This is a genomic window from Photobacterium sp. J15 (assembly GCF_963870815.1).
In the GTDB taxonomy this organism is placed as follows: Bacteria; Pseudomonadota; Gammaproteobacteria; order Enterobacterales; family Vibrionaceae; genus Photobacterium; species Photobacterium marinum.
Window position 1 is genome coordinate 3,250,714 of the sequence record NZ_CAWMUI010000001.1, and the last position, 17,604, is coordinate 3,268,317.

7 protein-coding genes are annotated in these 17,604 nt (G+C 52.6%); 3 read left to right on the plus strand and 4 right to left on the minus strand.

The window, feature by feature from the left end:
* Positions 1-68: 68 nt before the first annotated feature.
* From AACQ93_RS14580 to AACQ93_RS14595, 4 genes are all read right to left on the minus strand, one after another.
* The gene (locus AACQ93_RS14580) at positions 69-641 is read right to left on the minus strand and encodes a hypothetical protein (RefSeq protein WP_064605882.1); all 573 of its coding nucleotides are present in this window, start codon (positions 639-641) and stop codon (positions 69-71) included.
* On the minus strand, positions 638-2,998 hold the full coding sequence (gene arcB, locus AACQ93_RS14585) for an aerobic respiration two-component sensor histidine kinase ArcB (RefSeq protein ID WP_064605883.1): 2,361 nt from the start codon (positions 2,996-2,998) through the stop codon (positions 638-640). Before arcB ends, AACQ93_RS14580 begins: the two co-directional genes overlap by 4 nt.
* Before the next feature lie 132 nt (positions 2,999-3,130).
* Complete coding sequence (locus tag AACQ93_RS14590; RefSeq protein ID WP_084419168.1) at positions 3,131-4,990, minus strand: diguanylate cyclase domain-containing protein; 1,860 nt, start codon at positions 4,988-4,990, stop codon at positions 3,131-3,133.
* A 131-nt stretch (positions 4,991-5,121) separates the two neighbouring features.
* Positions 5,122-6,063, minus strand: a complete 942-nt coding sequence (locus AACQ93_RS14595) for a TIGR01212 family radical SAM protein (RefSeq protein ID WP_064605884.1) — start codon at positions 6,061-6,063, stop codon at positions 5,122-5,124.
* Positions 6,064-6,681: 618 nt separating this feature from the next.
* On the opposite strand from AACQ93_RS14595, the gene gltB (AACQ93_RS14600) reads away from it, so the two are divergent.
* From gltB (AACQ93_RS14600) to gltB (AACQ93_RS14610), 3 genes are all read left to right on the plus strand, one after another.
* Positions 6,682-11,229, plus strand: a complete 4,548-nt coding sequence (gene gltB, locus AACQ93_RS14600; RefSeq protein WP_064605885.1) for a glutamate synthase large subunit — start codon at positions 6,682-6,684, stop codon at positions 11,227-11,229.
* Positions 11,222-12,694: a glutamate synthase subunit beta gene (locus AACQ93_RS14605; RefSeq protein WP_064605886.1), complete on the plus strand. Its 1,473-nt coding sequence runs from the start codon at positions 11,222-11,224 to the stop codon at positions 12,692-12,694. Before gltB (AACQ93_RS14600) ends, AACQ93_RS14605 begins: the two co-directional genes overlap by 8 nt.
* 437 nt (positions 12,695-13,131) lie before the next feature.
* Complete coding sequence (gene gltB, locus AACQ93_RS14610; protein ID WP_064605887.1) at positions 13,132-17,595, plus strand: glutamate synthase large subunit; 4,464 nt, start codon at positions 13,132-13,134, stop codon at positions 17,593-17,595.
* Positions 17,596-17,604 lie beyond the last annotated feature (9 nt).

The window sequence follows — 17,604 nt, forward strand, 5'->3', positions numbered from 1 at the left end:
TGCTGACTTCATTAAAAAAGGCTCCTTTCGGAGCCTTTCTTGTTTGTACTTCTGTTTAAAACGCTGAATCAGAACACTTGGCTGACTGCCACATCACGCTCTACCAACCTGTGCTCTTCTCCATCAAAGTTGAAGATAATAGCAACATTGACCAAACTACCCGACTCCCATTCAGGCCCGGCCTGCATCACGACCTCTAAAGTCAACTCACCTTCGCCCCGCACTTCCAGGTTTTCATTCACCAGCCACTGCTTATCGTCCTGCTCAAGCAACACCTGAGTAATTTCGATACCGCCCGGCAATGGTTTCATATCCGTCGACTGCAGCTTCACGGATGCCTGTAGTTTAATCGCAGGTTGAGTACCGTCATCACCAATCACCGGCATACTGTTAAGCCAAAGATCACTACGCAAATTCACGGTAACACCGGAAAGCGTCAGCTCAGTCGGAGCTTGCCAGATATCAGTCGCCAGTGGTTCTGCCGGTTCAGGAGCCTCTGTTTCAGCCTGCTCCACTGTCTGCTCAGCCGGAGTACCAGCCTCAGGTGATCCAGCCTCTGTTGACGATGGCTTTTCCGGTTCAGAACAGGCTGCCAGCAACAAACAAGCGAGCCCCAAGGTCAGTTTTTTCAGCTTCATCATGATTTCTCCTTCGTTGCCAGCCAGTTTTTCAGCACTGCCAAATCATTCTGGTAACCATCCTTGATCTCATCAACCCAGTCATTGATGTTTTCCCACCAAGCCGGCAGCTCAGGAGACTGCGCTTTCTGCGCGACCTGCTGGATATGTTTAAGGCCGATAGAGCCTGCCGCTCCCTTGATTTTGTGTGCTTCAAACTTGATGCCATCCTTATCCTTGGCCGTCATATTTGAATCTAGAATCGCAATGTATTCAGGCATTTTCTGCTCGAACATAGCAATGCTGTCATAAACAGGCTTAGTACCCACAATATCAACATAGGAGGTCAGCATCTCGAGATCCAACAACTGATTGATCATTTCATCACTTGGTGATCCTGATTCCTGTTCCTGCTCTTCAATCTCCTCATCATTGTCAATCGGACAGGTCAGCACCAGGCGCTGGATAACGTCACTGATAGCCTTCACACTCAACGGCTTACTAAGCGCATCATCCATGCCTTTTTCAAGGTACTCCGCCTTGTCCTTAATAACATTAGCAGTCAGGGCAACAAGCGCCGGAAGGTGGTCATACTGCTCACGCAGCTTAGCCGCGATGTCAAAACCTGTCATATCCGGCAGCTGGATATCAAGCAATACCAGGTCGAAATCATCAGGGTTGAACATCTCCAGCGCCTCTTCACCGCGCATGGCAATTGTTACCTCATGACCCAGACTTTCCAGCAGTGCTTTGGCAACTGTGATATTCAGTTCAATATCTTCCACCATGAAGATGTTAAGGCCGAGCTGCTGTACCGCCGGCATTTCTTCATCATCTTCAACCTGATCCACCAGCGGAGCTCTAATCGTTACCGTAAAGGTACTGCCCTCGCCAACTTCAGAAGATACGGTAATGTCACCACCCATCATCTGCACCAGTTGGCGCGATACGGCTAAGCCGATACCGGTACCGACTGCATGCAGGTTGTTGTTCTCATCTTTCACCTGATAATACATGGCAAAGATTTTATCCAACTCTTCCTGCGGAATGCCGATCCCACTGTCTTCCACTTCAAACGTGATTTCAGCCTGCTGACCGATGATTTCACCGCTCACCGACAGGATCACGCCGCCATCTTTAGTAAACTTGGTAGCGTTACTAACCAGATTCCACAGCACCTGACGCAGGCGGGTACTATCAACTTCGATATAGCGCGGCAAATCACTCAGGCGCTCAAGATCGAACCGCAACCCTTTCTGCTCTGCCATCAGACCGGAAATATTGCCCATCTCAACCACAAACTCTTCAAAGTCCAGCGGCTTAGGTAGTAACTCAAGACGACGGCGATCTGACTTATCCATGTCGATGATGTCATTAAAAATATTACCCAGGGTGATCGCACTGACATGTACCGTCCGCATATAACCGCGTTGTTCATCGTTAAGCTGTGTCTCAAGCAGCATCCGGCTTAAGCCGACAATGCCGTTCAGCGGCGTACGCAGCTCATGGCTGATAGTCGAAATAAAGGCGGTTTTATCACGGCTGGCTTTTTCCAGAGCGTCCTGATACTGCTTGCGGTCGGTAATATCGCGGCCAAAGCCCATAAGCCCCAGACGGCGACCGTCACGGCTGTAGAAAGGCACTTTACGCAACTCAAAAACCGCCTTACGGCCATCCGGGTATTCCAACCATTGCTCATAAGTGAGGGAAACATTCTGCTTGAATACCTGCTGGTCAGTCTCGGCGATCTTACGGGCAATCTCTTCACTGTAAACATCCTTCGGAGTCAGACCTACCAATTGTTTCTCTGTACGGTTCGTCAGCTCTTCCATCGCCCGGTTGCAACCGGAAAACTGGCCTTGTTCATTACGGTAGTAAATCAGATCAGGCGAAGCATCGAGAAAAGATTTCAGCAAAGCACTTTGCTCAGCCAGATCCAACTGGGCTTTTTCACGCTGGAACACTTCGTTTTCCAGATCCTGCATCGCAATCTCACGGGCTTCTTCTGCTTTTACCCGCTCTTCAATTTCCTGGTTCAGCTGGGCGATATTTTCCTGCAACTGCTTGTTAAGCAGCATATCGCGCGAGCGCATCTCTTCCAGCTTGGTCACCAGCTTGGACAAGCGCTGGCGTGAATCTTCAAGCTGATCAACCACCACTGAAAGGAAATACACCGCCCAAGGCGTGATCAACAGACCGAAAAAGACTGAACGGACAATATCGATATTGTCCACCTTCCCCTGCAGAACCAGAGTTACCCCAACCTGCACCAGTACTGCCAGGGCCACCAGGGCCAGCGCCAGTAACATACTGAAGCGGACAATCCCCAACTTCACCAGCAAGTCGACATAAAACTGAGCCAGAACTTTGATTTGTTTCATTATTTATTCCCACTAATGAAAGGCTGCCATCATGATAATCGCCCCGGCCCGATAACCAAAGGATATGTATCTCAGATAAAACAAAGCCTGCAAATGCAGGCCCTGAAAATAAACAGATTGTTAATACACGGGCTAAGTTGCAACCCGATCTGACATCAGCTTAGTACAGTTACGCCCCGCTGATTTTGCCTGATAAAGTGCAATATCTGCCAGCTCAACCAACTCACCGTAATCCTGGTGCGGCCTTGGAGTCACCGTTGCGACCCCTAAACTGACGGTCAGCTTTTCAGCAACATCAGAATAATCGTGGAGGATGCCTTTTTCAGCCAAATGACGATGCACCCGCTCAGCAATCACCTTACCGCCTTTGATGTCAGTATTCGGCAACAGGAAGGCAAATTCTTCGCCGCCGTAACGTGCCACGGCATCAGTCTCACGCTTCACCACATTTCGGAACACCTTAGCAACTTCCCGTAGCGCAAAATCCCCCTGTTGGTGGCCATAATTGTCATTGAATGATTTGAAGTTATCGATATCGCACAAAATCAACGTCAGCGGATTCTGCTCGCGGATGTGGCTGTGCCAAAGCTTACGCAACTGCTCATCAAAACTGCGACGGTTGGCCACCTTGGTCAGGCTGTCAATAAAGCTCAGCTCCTGCAACTCCATAATTGCATCAGCCAATTGCTGCTCAGCCATCTTCCGCTCTGTCACATCCCGCGCCATGATAAGTACTCCGACCGTACCGTCAGTCGGATCTTTGTATGGCGACTTCAAAACCTCGTACCAAATAGGCGCACCGTCATCGAGGATCACATAGTCATCCATCTTCACTGTCAGACCATCTCGCATCACCTGCTGATCCGATTCCCAGTAGTTTTGCCAGACTTCTTCATCAAGCAATTCAGAAGCACTACGTCCCAGCATTTCTTCGCGACGGAGCCCTAGTGAGCGGGCAAATGACTCATTACAGCCAACATAAACACCATGTTCGTTATAAAGACCGATTGGATCCTGGCAGGCATTCATTATGGTATCGAACAGGTTATTACGCTGCGCCAGCGCCTGTTCTGTTATTTCCCGTCGCTCAATCTCCTGTTTGAGGTTCTCCTGCATCTCATGCCAGTCAGTCACATCATGGCTGATACTGAGGGTACCGATCGCCTCACCTTTATCGTCAATCAGCATCGTCTTATTAGTTTCCAGCAACCGACTGGAACCGTCCGGAGCTGTTGTCCAGCTATGGCTGGAGTTATGGCCTGAGAAGCTATCAACCTCGTCCATCACCCCTTCATCAAAACGCCCCTGCCAGAAACGATCAAATGCCTTGTTGGTCCCCAAGATCTGGCCGCTTTTATCCTGGAAGTAAACCAGTTCTGACAATGAGTTCAGTACCTGCTGAAAGACCCGCTGTTCCTGCTCAAGCATCGTCTCCGATGCCTGCGGCTCCTGAGGCTTAACAATGAAAAGCAGCCAGGCCGCCTGCCATTTATAGCGAACAGGCTGCCCCGAGACCTTCAACTTCATCAAACGATCACGAGAAAACTGCAGCTCTTCAGTTACATTGCGAAAGCCCCGGTAATAAGAGAATGGCCGCAGGAAATCAAACATCATTTCAGGGCTGATATCATCCGGGTACAGGTAGCAGCCGTCTAAGCGCCTGACACCCAGCAACTCACAGCTGGTTTTATTGGCATACAGCAAAGCACCGTCTTTTTTTCTGACAATCACTACCGCCAGCGGCATATGAGTCAAAATAGCATGAAGCTTTCGGAAGGAAGAAGAATCGAGATGAAGTAGCGCCAGCGCAACCAAGCCACCACCAGCAAGCAGAATAAACAGCACTAGAGTAAAAATCAGTACCGGACTACTGAGAAGGCTGACCGACGGTTCCAGTGCAAGACCGGCACCAGGAAACAAGCAAGCGATTGCGAACAGGTATATCGAGGGGAACACAGCTGAAAATGAACCGACAAGCCTGTTCACTTTCATAAGAATGTCCTGAAAACTGACCAACATGGGTCGTCGGATAAGACTGTTATTGATGCTGAAGCGGGGACAAGCTGTATGCATTGTATTATTGAATGACTACTTATTATATTCCCCGCTAATCTAACATACTTTTACTTTGAAGCGACAATCGGCTGGTAAACAAACGGGTTACCCACCGCACTCCCCTGAGCACCGAGCTTATCCAGATTTCGGCCGATTTCCGTCATTGCCAACCAGCGGTTTTCACACCAGATAGGAGCCAGCAGGGTTGGCCTGCGAGCACTGGCAGAAACACGGTGAAATACCACGTCCGGCGGTGTCAGACGAATCATCTCAGAAGCAATCTCGGTATAATCTTCAAGGCTGAGTTCAGCCAAACGCCCCGCTTTCCAGGACAGCCCCATAATACTGCCTTCGACAATATGCAGCGGGTGCAACTTAATACCGTCAACCCCGGCATCCACCACCTTACGGATAGTTTCAAGGTTATCTTCACGGGTATCACCCGGCAGCCCGACAATCAGGTGAGCACACACTTTCAGCCCCAGAGCACGGGCACGTTTGGTAATCTTCTCGTAGCAGGCATAATCATGACCGCGATTGATCCGCTTCAGCGTCTTGTCATTAGCCGTCTGCAGCCCCAGCTCCAGCCAGATTTCATATCCCTGCTGATGGTAGCCAGCCAACAGTTCCAGTACCTCATCCGGTACACAGTCTGGGCGGGTACCTACACACAAGCCAACGATATCAGCCGCTTCCAGTGCTTCTTCATACATTGCTTTGAGCGTCTGTACTTCAGCATAAGTGCTGGTATAAGCCTGGAAATACGCAAGATAACGCTTAGCGCGGTTCACTTCGCCAGCACGCTGATTCAACTGTTCAGTGATAGGTTTATGTTGCGCCTGTTCATCGGCAAATGAGGCCACATTACAGAAAGTACAGCCGCCGCGACCAATCGTGCCATCACGGTTGGGACAGCTGAATCCGCCGTGAAGGGTAAGCTTGTGCACTTTCTCTCCATAGCGCCGCTGTAAATCCTGTCCGAATGTATTGACTAGTTCGTGCAACTGCATCGTGTCACCTGAGTTGTTGATGAGGAAAAGCAGCGCAGATTAACACCAAAAGCCAATCCGGAAAATGTGTCAAAGCAATAAACCCGGCTTTATTTGCGCCCCCGGCTCACCCACATCGTTTTGTTAACAAAAAACAACAAAACTGAATAACGTTTTGTCTGCCATAACCACGGTAAATGAGAGGATAACTCCTTCTGTATTGACCTTTTTTATTCACAATGAGAACTATTATCGAATATTCAAGCAGATAATCGTGCTAGAAATTCATACAGATAACACTTTTATGCTGTTATGCCCCGATTTTTTGTTGGTAATTGATAAATCAAAACTGTAGGATAGTTACAGCAGTGTGCATTTTATGAACAACAAATGTAATGAAATTACTCCGCTACGCAGTGATTTCTACCACACCAACCTAGCAGTCGCAGCACTTTTGCAAACCAGAACAAAAGTGCTACAGAATTTCGTTTGCTAATGATTGACACTCATCATCCCACAGCAAACACAACATCACCCGGCCGGACAGGAGTCCGCCCAAGGCCGGTCACGATGAAAATAACAAATTAGGGATAACTCAGGCTCTGGACTGATGCCTGCTGAAACTGGAAGGAAGTATCTATGACAGATCAAGAGCTTAATGCTCAGGGGCTTTATGTGCCTGAAATGGAGCACGATGCCTGTGGTATCGGCTTTGTCGCCCACCTGAAGAATCGGAAATCCCACGAAATTGTCACCCAAGCCCTTGATATGCTTGCCCGGATGGAACACCGTGGCGGCCAGGGTTGCGATCCAAGCAGTGGTGACGGTGCCGGTATCCTACTTCAGAAACCTCACGAATTCTTACTTGAAGAAACCGTTAAACTGGGTATTAAACTACCCTCATTCGAACAATACGGTGTTGGCGTCGTCCTCTTCCCCAAGGATGAATATAAACGCCAGCAGTGCCGCGATATCCTGGAACGTAACGCCAAGCGCCTCGAGCTTGAAGTGATTGGCTACCGCGTTCTGCCGGTCGACAACTCAATGATCGGTGATGACCCGCTCAGTACCGAACCACAGTTTGAACACGTCTTTATTACCGGCGGTGCCAGCCTCGAACCAGCCGTACTGGAGCGTAAACTTTACGTACTGCGTAACTACACCATCCGTGTCTGCCTTGAAAGCATTTCCAATATCGGCGATGACTTCTACATCAACTCGATGTCTTACAAGACCCTGGTGTACAAAGGCCAGTTGACCACCGAACAGGTGCCGCAGTACTTCCTGGATCTGCAAAACCCAACCATGGTGACAGCCCTGGCTCTGGTTCACTCGCGCTTTTCGACCAACACATTCCCGAAATGGCGCCTGGCCCAGCCTTTCCGCTACATTGCCCACAACGGCGAGATCAACACAGTTCGCGGTAACCTGAACTGGATGAAAGCCCGTGAAGCAATTCTGGAGTCGGAGCTGTTTAGCCAGCAAGAAATCGACATGCTGTTGCCAATCTGCCAGGAAAGCGGTTCGGACTCATCCAACTTCGATATGGCGCTGGAGCTTCTGGTTCTCTCCGGCCGCAGCCTGCCGCATGCCCTGATGATGCTGATCCCGGAAGCCTGGCAGGAAAACAAGAACATGGATCCGAAGCGTCGTGCTTTCTACCAGTACCACGCTAACATCATGGAGCCATGGGACGGCCCGGCATCGGTCTGCTTCACTGACGGCGTTCAGGTTGGTGCAACCCTTGACCGTAACGGCCTGCGCCCGTCGCGCTATACCGTGACCAAAGATGACTTCCTGATCATGGCATCGGAGTCCGGTGTAGTCGAAGTCGAGCCGGAGAACATCCAGTTCCGCGGGCGCCTGCAACCTGGACGAATCTTTGTCGCCGACCTGGAGCAGGGCCGGATCATCTCAGACGAAGAAGTCAAAGACACCATCGCGTCGGCACAGCCATATGAGCAGTGGGTTAAAGATAACCTGCTAAGCCTCAAGTCGCTGCCGGATGCTGACAACATGCACCACCAGCCGACGCCGGAACGTCTGCTGAGCCACCAGCAAGCCTTCGGTATCACCACTGAAGAAGTCAACGAGATCATTGTCCCGCTGGCGAAAACCGGTTACGAGCCGCTGGGTGCCATGGGTGCCGACTGGCCGCTGGCTGTGCTGTCACACCAGTCACAGCACCTGTCGAACTATTTCAAACAACTGTTTGCCCAGGTAACCAACCCGCCGATCGACCCGATCCGCGAGCGCATGGTGATGTCACTTAACACCTATCTGGGTAAAGATCAGAACCTGCTGACAGAAACGCCTGAGCACTGCCAGAAAGTTGAGCTGGAATCACCTGTACTTTCCAACGCCGAGCTGGAAAAGCTGCGTGCTATCGATAACGAGCACCTTCAGGCCAAAACCCTGGACATCGTTTTCCGAGCCAACGGCGAACCGGGCAAACTGGAGCGCGCACTGAAGCGTATCTGCCAGTATTCCGAAGATGCGGTAGTCGACGGCTACTCAATCATCATCCTGACCGACCGTGCAGTAAACTCTAACCACGCGGCGATTCCTGCCATGCTGGCTGTCGGCGCGGTCCACCACCACCTGATCCGCAAAGGCCTGCGCGCCAAGTGTGACATTGTGGTTGAAACCGGTGATGCCCGCGAAACCCACCACTTTGCCACTCTGTTCGGCTACGGTGCCAACGCGGTGAACCCGTACCTGGTAACCGAGACGCTGGTCGATCTGCAGAGCAAGCGCAAACTGGATCCGGAACTATCGACAAAAGAGCTGTTTAACAACTACCGCAAAGGTATCAATGGCGGCCTGCTTAAGATCTTCTCCAAAATGGGGATCTCGACCCTGCAGTCATACCACGGTGCCCAGATCTTCGAAGCACTGGGGATCAACAAGTCCGTTGTCGACAAATACTTCACCGGTACGGTATCGCGTATCCAGGGCCTGACGATTGACGATATCGCCAAAGAAGTCCTGATCCGTCACCGTCTGGGTTACCCGACCCGCGAAATCCCGATCAAGATGCTGGATGTCGGAGGTGTTTACCAATGGAAACAGCGTGGCGAAAAGCACCTGTTCAACCCGGAAACCATCAGCCTGCTGCAGCAGTCCACCCGCAACAAGGACTACGACCAGTTCAAGCAATATGCCCAGGCCATTGACGAGCAGGGTGACAAAGCGGCAACACTGCGAAGCCAGCTGGAATTTATCAAGAATCCGGCCGGTTCAGTCCCGCTGGATGACGTCGAACCAATCGAAAACATCCTCAAGCGTTTTGCTACCGGGGCGATGAGCTTTGGCTCTATCTCCTACGAAGCGCACTCCACCCTGGCAGTCGCGATGAACCGCATCGGTGCCAAGTCGAACTCAGGTGAAGGCGGTGAAGACCCGATCCGCTTTGAGAAGAAAGACAACGGTGACTGGGAGCGCTCAGCAATCAAACAGGTAGCTTCCGGGCGCTTCGGTGTAACCTCATACTACCTGACCAACGCTGACGAAATTCAGATCAAGATGGCTCAGGGAGCCAAGCCGGGCGAAGGCGGTCAGCTGCCGGGTGACAAAGTGGATGAATGGATCGGTGCAACCCGACACTCAACCCCGGGAGTCGGCCTGATTTCACCACCGCCGCACCACGATATTTACTCTATCGAGGATCTGGCGCAGCTGATCTACGACCTGAAAAACGCCAACCGTGCCGGACGTGTTAACGTCAAACTGGTATCGGAAGCCGGTGTCGGCACCATTGCCTCCGGGGTAGCCAAAGCAAAAGCAGACGTGGTTCTGATTGCCGGTTTCGACGGCGGTACAGGCGCATCACCGATTTCCTCTATCCGCCATACTGGCCTGCCATGGGAGCTGGGCCTGGCTGAAACACATCAGACCCTGCTGAAAAACGGCCTGCGTAACCGTATCGTGGTGCAGACCGACGGTCAGATGAAGACCCCGCGCGACCTTGCGGTAGCAACTCTGCTGGGTGCCGAGGAATGGGGCGTGGCAACAGCGGCTCTGGTTGTTGAAGGCTGTATCATGATGCGTAAGTGTCATAAGAACACCTGCCCGGTCGGTATCGCTACCCAGAACAAGACCCTGCGTGAGCGCTTCGACGGTCGTGTTGAAGACGTAGTTACCTTCTTCAAATACATGGCACAGGGCCTGCGTGAAATCATGGCAGAACTAGGCTTCCGTACTATCGACGAAATGGTCGGTCAGGCTCAGAAGCTGAAACTGCGTGAAGACATTGAGCACTGGAAATACCAGAACCTGGATCTGAGCCCGGTACTGCACATCGAGCAGCCGCGTGAAGAAGACGGCGTGTACAACCAGCGCGAACAGAATCACAACCTGGAAGCGGTTCTGGACCGCAAGCTGATCGAAACAGCGGCTCCGGCACTGAGCGAAGGCAAACAAGTGGATGCCGAATTCGACATCATCAACACCGACCGCAGTACCGGTACCATGCTGTCGAACGAGATTTCGAAAGTCTACAAGGACCAGGGACTGCCACAGCCGATGAACATCAAGTTCAATGGTTCGGCGGGCCAGAGCTTCGGAGCATTCCTGGCGAAAGGCGTGAAGTTCGAAGTGGAAGGTGATGCCAACGACTATTGGGGCAAAGGCCTGTCCGGCGGTACGCTGGTTCTTTACCCGGATGCCAACTCAGGCCTGATCCCGGAAGACAACATTGTTGTCGGTAACGTCTGCTTCTACGGTGCAACCTCTGGCGAATCCTACATCCGCGGCCTGGCCGGCGAACGTTTCTGTGTTCGTAACTCAGGTGCGAAAGTGGTTGTCGAGGGCATCGGTGACCACGGTTGTGAATACATGACCGGCGGTGTCGCTGTCATCCTGGGCCAGACCGGCCGTAACTTTGCCGCAGGTATGAGCGGCGGTGTGGCGTATGTCTGGGATCAGTATGGTGACTTCGAAACCAAACTTAACCCGGAACTGGTTGACCTGGACCCAATCGAGCAGGAAGACCGTGAGTTACTACAGTCAATGCTGACCAAACATGTTGAGCATACCGGTAGTACAGTGGCGCAGACTTTCCTTGATAACTTCGATGCAAATCTGGAGAAGATGGTGAAAGTCATGCCGCGCGACTACAAGGCTGTACTACAAAAGCGCAAAGCGGAAGCAGAAAACAAGGAAGAGCTGGAGGCCGTGAATGGGTAAGCCTACTGGATTTTTGGAATTTGGCCGTGAGCTGCCACAAAAACTGGATCCGAGCGTACGGATCCAGGACAACAAAGAGTTTGTCCTGAACAAAGAGTTTGGTGACAAAATCAATACTCAGGCATCACGCTGCATGGACTGTGGCGTACCGTTCTGCCACAACTCCTGCCCGCTGGGTAATATCATCCCAGAGTTCAATGACGCGGTATACCGCGACAGCTGGGAAGAAGCGTGGAACATCCTGAGTTCAACCAACAACTTTCCGGAATTTACCGGCCGGGTTTGCCCGGCCCCTTGTGAAAGCGGCTGTGTGCTTGGTATCAACCAGGATCCAATCACCATCTGCAACATCGAGAAAACCATTGTCGAAACAGCCTACCGGGAAGGTTACGCCAAGCCGAAAAAGCCGCGTGCCCGTACCGGAAAAACCGTCGCTATCATCGGTTCCGGCCCGGCTGGGCTGGCAGCGGCAGAGCAGCTCAACAGTGCTGGTCACTGCGTAACTGTATTTGAGCGTGACGAAAAAGTCGGTGGCCTACTGCGCTTCGGGATCCCGGATTTCAAGCTCGGCATGGACATCATTGACCGCAAGGTTGCCCTGATGGCAGAGGCCGGGATCAAGTTTGAAGTGAATGCCCATATCGGCGTCGACATCAACGCCCAGCAGCTACGTCAGGATTTTGATGTGGTGCTGCTGACCGGCGGCTCAACCGTACCTCGGAACCTGCCGATCCCGGGGCGCGACCTGAAAGGTGTTCACTTCGCCATGGAATTCCTGGCCCAGAACAACCGTCGTGCTAACGATATGGACCTGAAAGCCGAAGAAATCCACGCCAAAGGCAAACATGTGGTTGTCATCGGCGGCGGTGATACCGGTTCTGACTGTGTCGGTACCTCAAATCGCCATGGTGCAGCCAGCATCACTCAGGTTGAAATCATGCCTGTGCCATCGGAAAAACGCCCGGTCAGCCAACCGTGGCCGTCATACCCGACAATCCTGCGCACCTCGACTTCTCACGAAGAAGGCTGTGAGCGCCATTGGAACATCCTGACCAAGGAGTTTATCGGTGATGACAGCGGCAACCTGACCGCACTCCGCATTGCAGATATTCAGTGGGAAGAAGCAAAAGCGGGTGAACGTCCGGGCTTTACCGAGATTGATGGCTCAGAACGCATCATTCCGTGTGATATGGCCTTCCTGGCAATGGGCTTTCTTCACCCGGAACTGACCGGCGTGCTGGCCCAGCTAGATATCAAACTGGATGAGCGCGGCAATGTCGCGACCAACGGCTTTGCTACCAACCAGAAAGGCGTGTTTGCTGCCGGTGACATGCGTACCGGCCAGTCCTTGGTTGTACGTTGTATCAGCGAAGGCCGGGAATGTGCCCGTGAAATCGATGATTACCTGATGGGTAATTCCAATCTGGAAGCAAAAGCGGATTCACTTATGCTATCTAAAGGCTAATTTTATTCACTTTTGTTCTACCGAATCAGCCAGCTCCCAGGAGCTGGCTTTTTATTGCCACTCAAACCAGCCCGGCATGGCAAACCGTGGCACAACAACAATTCAAGCTCATTAAATCATTATTGCATAACTGCTATCCGTAATAATCCGTCACTCTCCCGAGAAAACGCCGACTTTTCATACCCTTCCCTGTCTATATCGCACCACACAAGATGTAAACATAATGTGTCACAACAATAAAAACAGAAACAATTCCAACCAGTTACCATAAGGTTTCTGACCTGTTTTTCACCCCGGTCGGCTTGTGACGAATATTTGACCTTTTTGTAAATTCTCGTTAACTTCATCTATTGCTGAATAGCAGAAAAGGTGATCAGGGAGATTGCCATAAATATGCAGTAACGCTGTCCGGAGGGCAGAAGCAAGGGAGAGTTGCAATGACACTGTATGACCCAACGCTGGAAAAAGATAACTGTGGCTTTGGCCTTATCGCCCACATAGAGGGGGAAACCAGCCACAAACTTGTCCGTACCGCTATATCCGCATTGGATCGTATGACCCACCGAGGCGGTATCGCCGCCGATGGCAAAACCGGTGACGGTTGCGGCCTGCTGATGAAAAAGCCCGACAGTTTTTACCGTCTTGTTGCAGAAGAGCTGGACTGGAAACTCGCCCGCGAGTTTGCTGTGGGGATGATTTTCCTAAGCCAGGATCCGGTCAAAGCCGAGCAGGCGCGTACTATTATCAGCGAAGAGCTGACCAAAGAAACCCTTTCCATTGCTGGCTGGCGTGAAGTGCCGGTTGATCCTAAAGTACTGGGTCCGATTGCCACAGAATCACTCCCGCAAATCGAACAAGTCTTTATCAACGCCCCAGCAGGCTGGAAGCCACGGGATGTCGACCGCCGCCTTTATATTGCTCGTCGCCGGATAGAAAAGCGAATTAACGAAGACCCGGATTTCTATATCTGCAGCCTGTCGACCCAGGTAACTGTCTATAAAGGACTATGCATGCCTGCCGACCTGCCGCGGTTCTACCTCGATCTGGGTGATATCCGCCTGGAATCATCGATTTGCCTGTTCCACCAGCGTTTTTCGACCAATACCCAACCGCGCTGGCCGCTGGCTCAGCCGTTCCGTTATCTCGCCCATAATGGCGAAATTAACACTATCGCCGGTAACCGCCAGTGGGCACGGGCTCGCGCCTACAAGTTCTCCTCACCATTGCTGCCAGACCTGCAAACAGCCGCTCCGTTCGTCAATGAAACCGGCTCGGACTCATCGAGCCTGGATAATATGCTGGAACTCTTCCTCTCCGGCGGTATGGATCTGTTCCGGGCGATGCGGATGCTGGTTCCACCGGCGTGGCAGAACCACCCGGATATGGATCCCGAGCTTCGAGCCTTCTATGACTTTAATACCATGCACATGGAGCCGTGGGACGGCCCGGCAGGTATCGTCATGTCTGACGGCCGCTATGCAGCCTGTAACCTCGACCGTAACGGCCTGCGCCCGGCCCGCTATGTCATCACCAAAGACAAGCTGATCACCCTGGCTTCAGAGATTGGAATCTGGGACTACGCCCCAGATGAAGTTGCTGAAAAAGGTCGGGTAGGCCCCGGTGAGCTGCTGGTGATCGACACCAAATTCAACAAAATCTGGCACTCAGGTGATATCGACAATGAGCTGATGAGCCGCCATCCCTATAAAGAGTGGATGGACAGTAACGTTAAGCGCTTGGTGCCGTTCGAAGAATTAGGGGATGATCAGGTCGGTTGCCGCACCTTCGATGACAACGAACTGAAGACCTACCAAAAGCTGTTTGGAGTGAATAACGAAGAGCTGGATCAGGTGCTTCGGGTTGTCGGAGAAAACGGCCAGGAAGCCACCGGTTCAATGGGTGACGATGCTCCGGTTGCGGTACTGTCATCAAAAGAGCGGGCCATCACTGATTATTTCCGCCAGATGTTTGCCCAGGTCACCAATCCGCCGATTGACCCGCTACGGGAAAAGCACGTGATGTCGCTGGCGACCTGTATCGGCCGTGAGATGAATGTGTTCTGCGAAACCGACGGTCACGCCCACCGCGTTGCTTTCAAATCTCCGATACTTCTCTATTCGGATCTGGTCCAATTGCTGGAGCTCGACAGCCAGTACTACCGCAACAGCATCATCGACATTAACTATGACCCGGAAGAAAAGGACCTCAAACAAGCTATCCTTGATCTCGCAGATCAAGCTGAACGCCTGGTACGCAACGGTACTGTGCTGGTGGTGTTATCGGACCGCGGGATCAACCCGGACAAACTACCAATTCCGGCTGCGATGGCTGTCGGTGCTGTCCAGACCCGGCTGGTTGATACCAACCTGCGCTGTGACGCCAATATCGTGATTGAAACCGCCACCGCCCGAGATCCGCACCAGTTTGCAGTCCTACTCGGATTCGGCGCCACCGCCGTCTATCCTTATCTGGCTTATGAATCCCTAGGCCAGCTGGTCGACAACGGTGCCATCAGCAAGTCCTACCGTGAAGTCATGCTTAACTTCCGCGAAGGCATGAACAAAGGGCTATATAAGATCATGTCGAAGATGGGGATTTCCACCATCGCCTCTTACCGCTGCTCGAAACTGTTCGAAGCAGTAGGCTTAGGAGAAGAAGTGATCGACCTTTGCTTCCGGGGCGTTTCCAGCCGTATCAGCGGAGCCGATTTCAACGACTTCCAGCAGGATTTGTACAACCTGTCACGCCGGGCATGGCTCAAGCGTAAACCGCTCGAAAACGGCGGCCTGCTCAAGTACGTCCACGACGGCGAGTTCCATGCCTACAACCCGGATGTGGTGCAAACCCTGCAACATGCGGTCAAAACCGGGGATTATCTGGACTATCTGACCTTTGCTAAACAAGTTAATGATCGCCCGGTTGCGGCGCTGCGTGACCTGCTGAACCTTAAGGAATCCGACAATCCGCTCGATATCGCCAGCATTGAACCGGCCACCGGGCTCTATAAGCGTTTCGACTCGGCGGCGATGTCTATCGGAGCCCTGAGCCCCGAAGCCCATGAAGCTCTGGCTATCGCCATGAACCGCCTCGGCGGCTGCTCAAATTCCGGGGAAGGCGGCGAAGATCCCCGTCGCTTCGGGGGGGAACGTAACTCGCGAATCAAGCAGGTTGCCTCCGGCCGCTTCGGTGTCACCCCGCACTATCTGGTCAATGCCGATGTCATCCAAATCAAGGTCGCTCAGGGAGCCAAGCCCGGCGAAGGCGGTCAATTGCCGGGGCACAAGGTCACCACAGAAATCGCCAAATTGCGTTATGCGGTGCCAGGCGTCACCTTGATCTCACCGCCACCGCATCATGATATTTACTCAATTGAAGATCTGGCGCAGCTGATCTTCGACCTCAAGCAAATCAACCCGAAGGCGCTGGTCTCGGTCAAGCTGGTTTCCGAGCCGGGTGTCGGCACCATCGCCACCGGCGTTGCCAAAGCCTATGCCGACCTGATCACCATCTCCGGTTATGACGGCGGTACCGGTGCCAGCCCGCTGACCTCGGTTAAATATGCTGGTAGCCCGTGGGAATTAGGGCTGGCCGAAACCCAGCAGGCACTGGTTGCCAACGGCCTGCGTCATAAAATCCGGCTTCAGGTCGACGGCGGCCTGAAAACCGGCCTGGATGTGGTCAAAGCCGCAATCCTCGGTGCCGAAAGCTTCGGTTTCGGTACCGCGCCAATGGTTGCCCTCGGCTGTAAATATCTGCGGATCTGCCATCTCAACAACTGTGCAACCGGTGTTGCAACCCAGGATGAAAAACTGCGCCGCGATTTCTTCAAAGGGCTGCCGGAACAGGTGATGAACTACTTTATAGGTCTTGGTGAAGAAGTAAGGGAGTTGCTGGCACGGCTGGGTGTGGAAAAACTCACCGACTTAATCGGTCGTACTGATTTGCTGGAAATCCTCGATGGGTTTACTTCCAAACAAAGCAAGCTGGAGTTAACCAGCCTGCTGCATTCACCGACGCCGGTTGAAGGCAAGACACTTTACTGCACAGAACCGAATACCCCGTTTGATCCGGCAGTACTTAGCAGCACCCTGCTTGCCGAAGCTCTGCCGGCGATCGAAAGCGGCTGCGGGGCCGACCTGTATAACGACATCCGTAATACAGACCGCTCCATCGGAGCCCGCCTGTCAGGTGAAATAGCCCTTCGCTACGGAAACCAGGGCATGGCTGCCAACCCGATAAACCTGTACCTGACCGGTACAGCCGGACAGTCCTTCGGGGTGTGGAATGCCGGAGGTCTCAACCTCTATCTCACCGGCGATGCCAATGACTATGTCGGCAAAGGCATGACCGGCGGCAAGGTTGTCATCCGTCCGCCGGTAGGTTCGGCCTTCAAATCTAACGAAGCTACCATTGTCGGCAATACCTGCCTGTATGGTGCCACCGGAGGCAAGTTCTTCGCAGCCGGTACTGCAGGCGAGCGTTTTGCGGTTCGTAACTCAGGCACCATCGCCGTGGTTGAAGGAGCCGGTGATAACGCCTGCGAGTACATGACAGGCGGCATCGTCGCCATTCTCGGCAAGACCGGTGTTAACTTCGGTGCCGGTATGACAGGCGGATTTGCCTATGTATTGGATGAAGACGGCGACTTTGCAGGACGCGTTAATCCAGAGCTGATTGAAGCCCTGCCGCTGGATGATCTGAAAATCCATCAGGAACACCTGCGCGGACTCATCGACAGCCATCTGGAAGAAACCGGCTCAGACCGAGCCCAGGAAATCCTGGCTGATTTCGACCAGTGGATCCCTAAGTTCTATCTGGCCAAGCCGAAAACTGCCGATGTAAATACCCTGTTGGGTCACCAGAGCCTCAGCGCCGCTGAGCTGCGTGTTCAGGCACAGTAAGGGAGGGAT

Excerpts from the sequence above, each read along its gene's own strand:
- AACQ93_RS14605 (WP_064605886.1), top strand. The coding sequence starts at position 11,222 with ATGGGTAAGCCTACTGGATTTTTGGAATTTGGCCGTGAGCTGCCACAA.
- AACQ93_RS14595 (WP_064605884.1), bottom strand. The coding sequence starts at position 6,063 with ATGCAGTTGCACGAACTAGTCAATACATTCGGACAGGATTTACAGCGG.
- AACQ93_RS14580 (WP_064605882.1), bottom strand. The coding sequence starts at position 641 with ATGATGAAGCTGAAAAAACTGACCTTGGGGCTCGCTTGTTTGTTGCTG.
- gltB (WP_064605885.1), top strand. The coding sequence starts at position 6,682 with ATGACAGATCAAGAGCTTAATGCTCAGGGGCTTTATGTGCCTGAAATG.
- AACQ93_RS14590 (WP_084419168.1), bottom strand. The coding sequence starts at position 4,990 with ATGAAAGTGAACAGGCTTGTCGGTTCATTTTCAGCTGTGTTCCCCTCG.
- gltB (WP_064605887.1), top strand. The coding sequence starts at position 13,132 with ATGACACTGTATGACCCAACGCTGGAAAAAGATAACTGTGGCTTTGGC.
- arcB (WP_064605883.1), bottom strand. The coding sequence starts at position 2,998 with ATGAAACAAATCAAAGTTCTGGCTCAGTTTTATGTCGACTTGCTGGTG.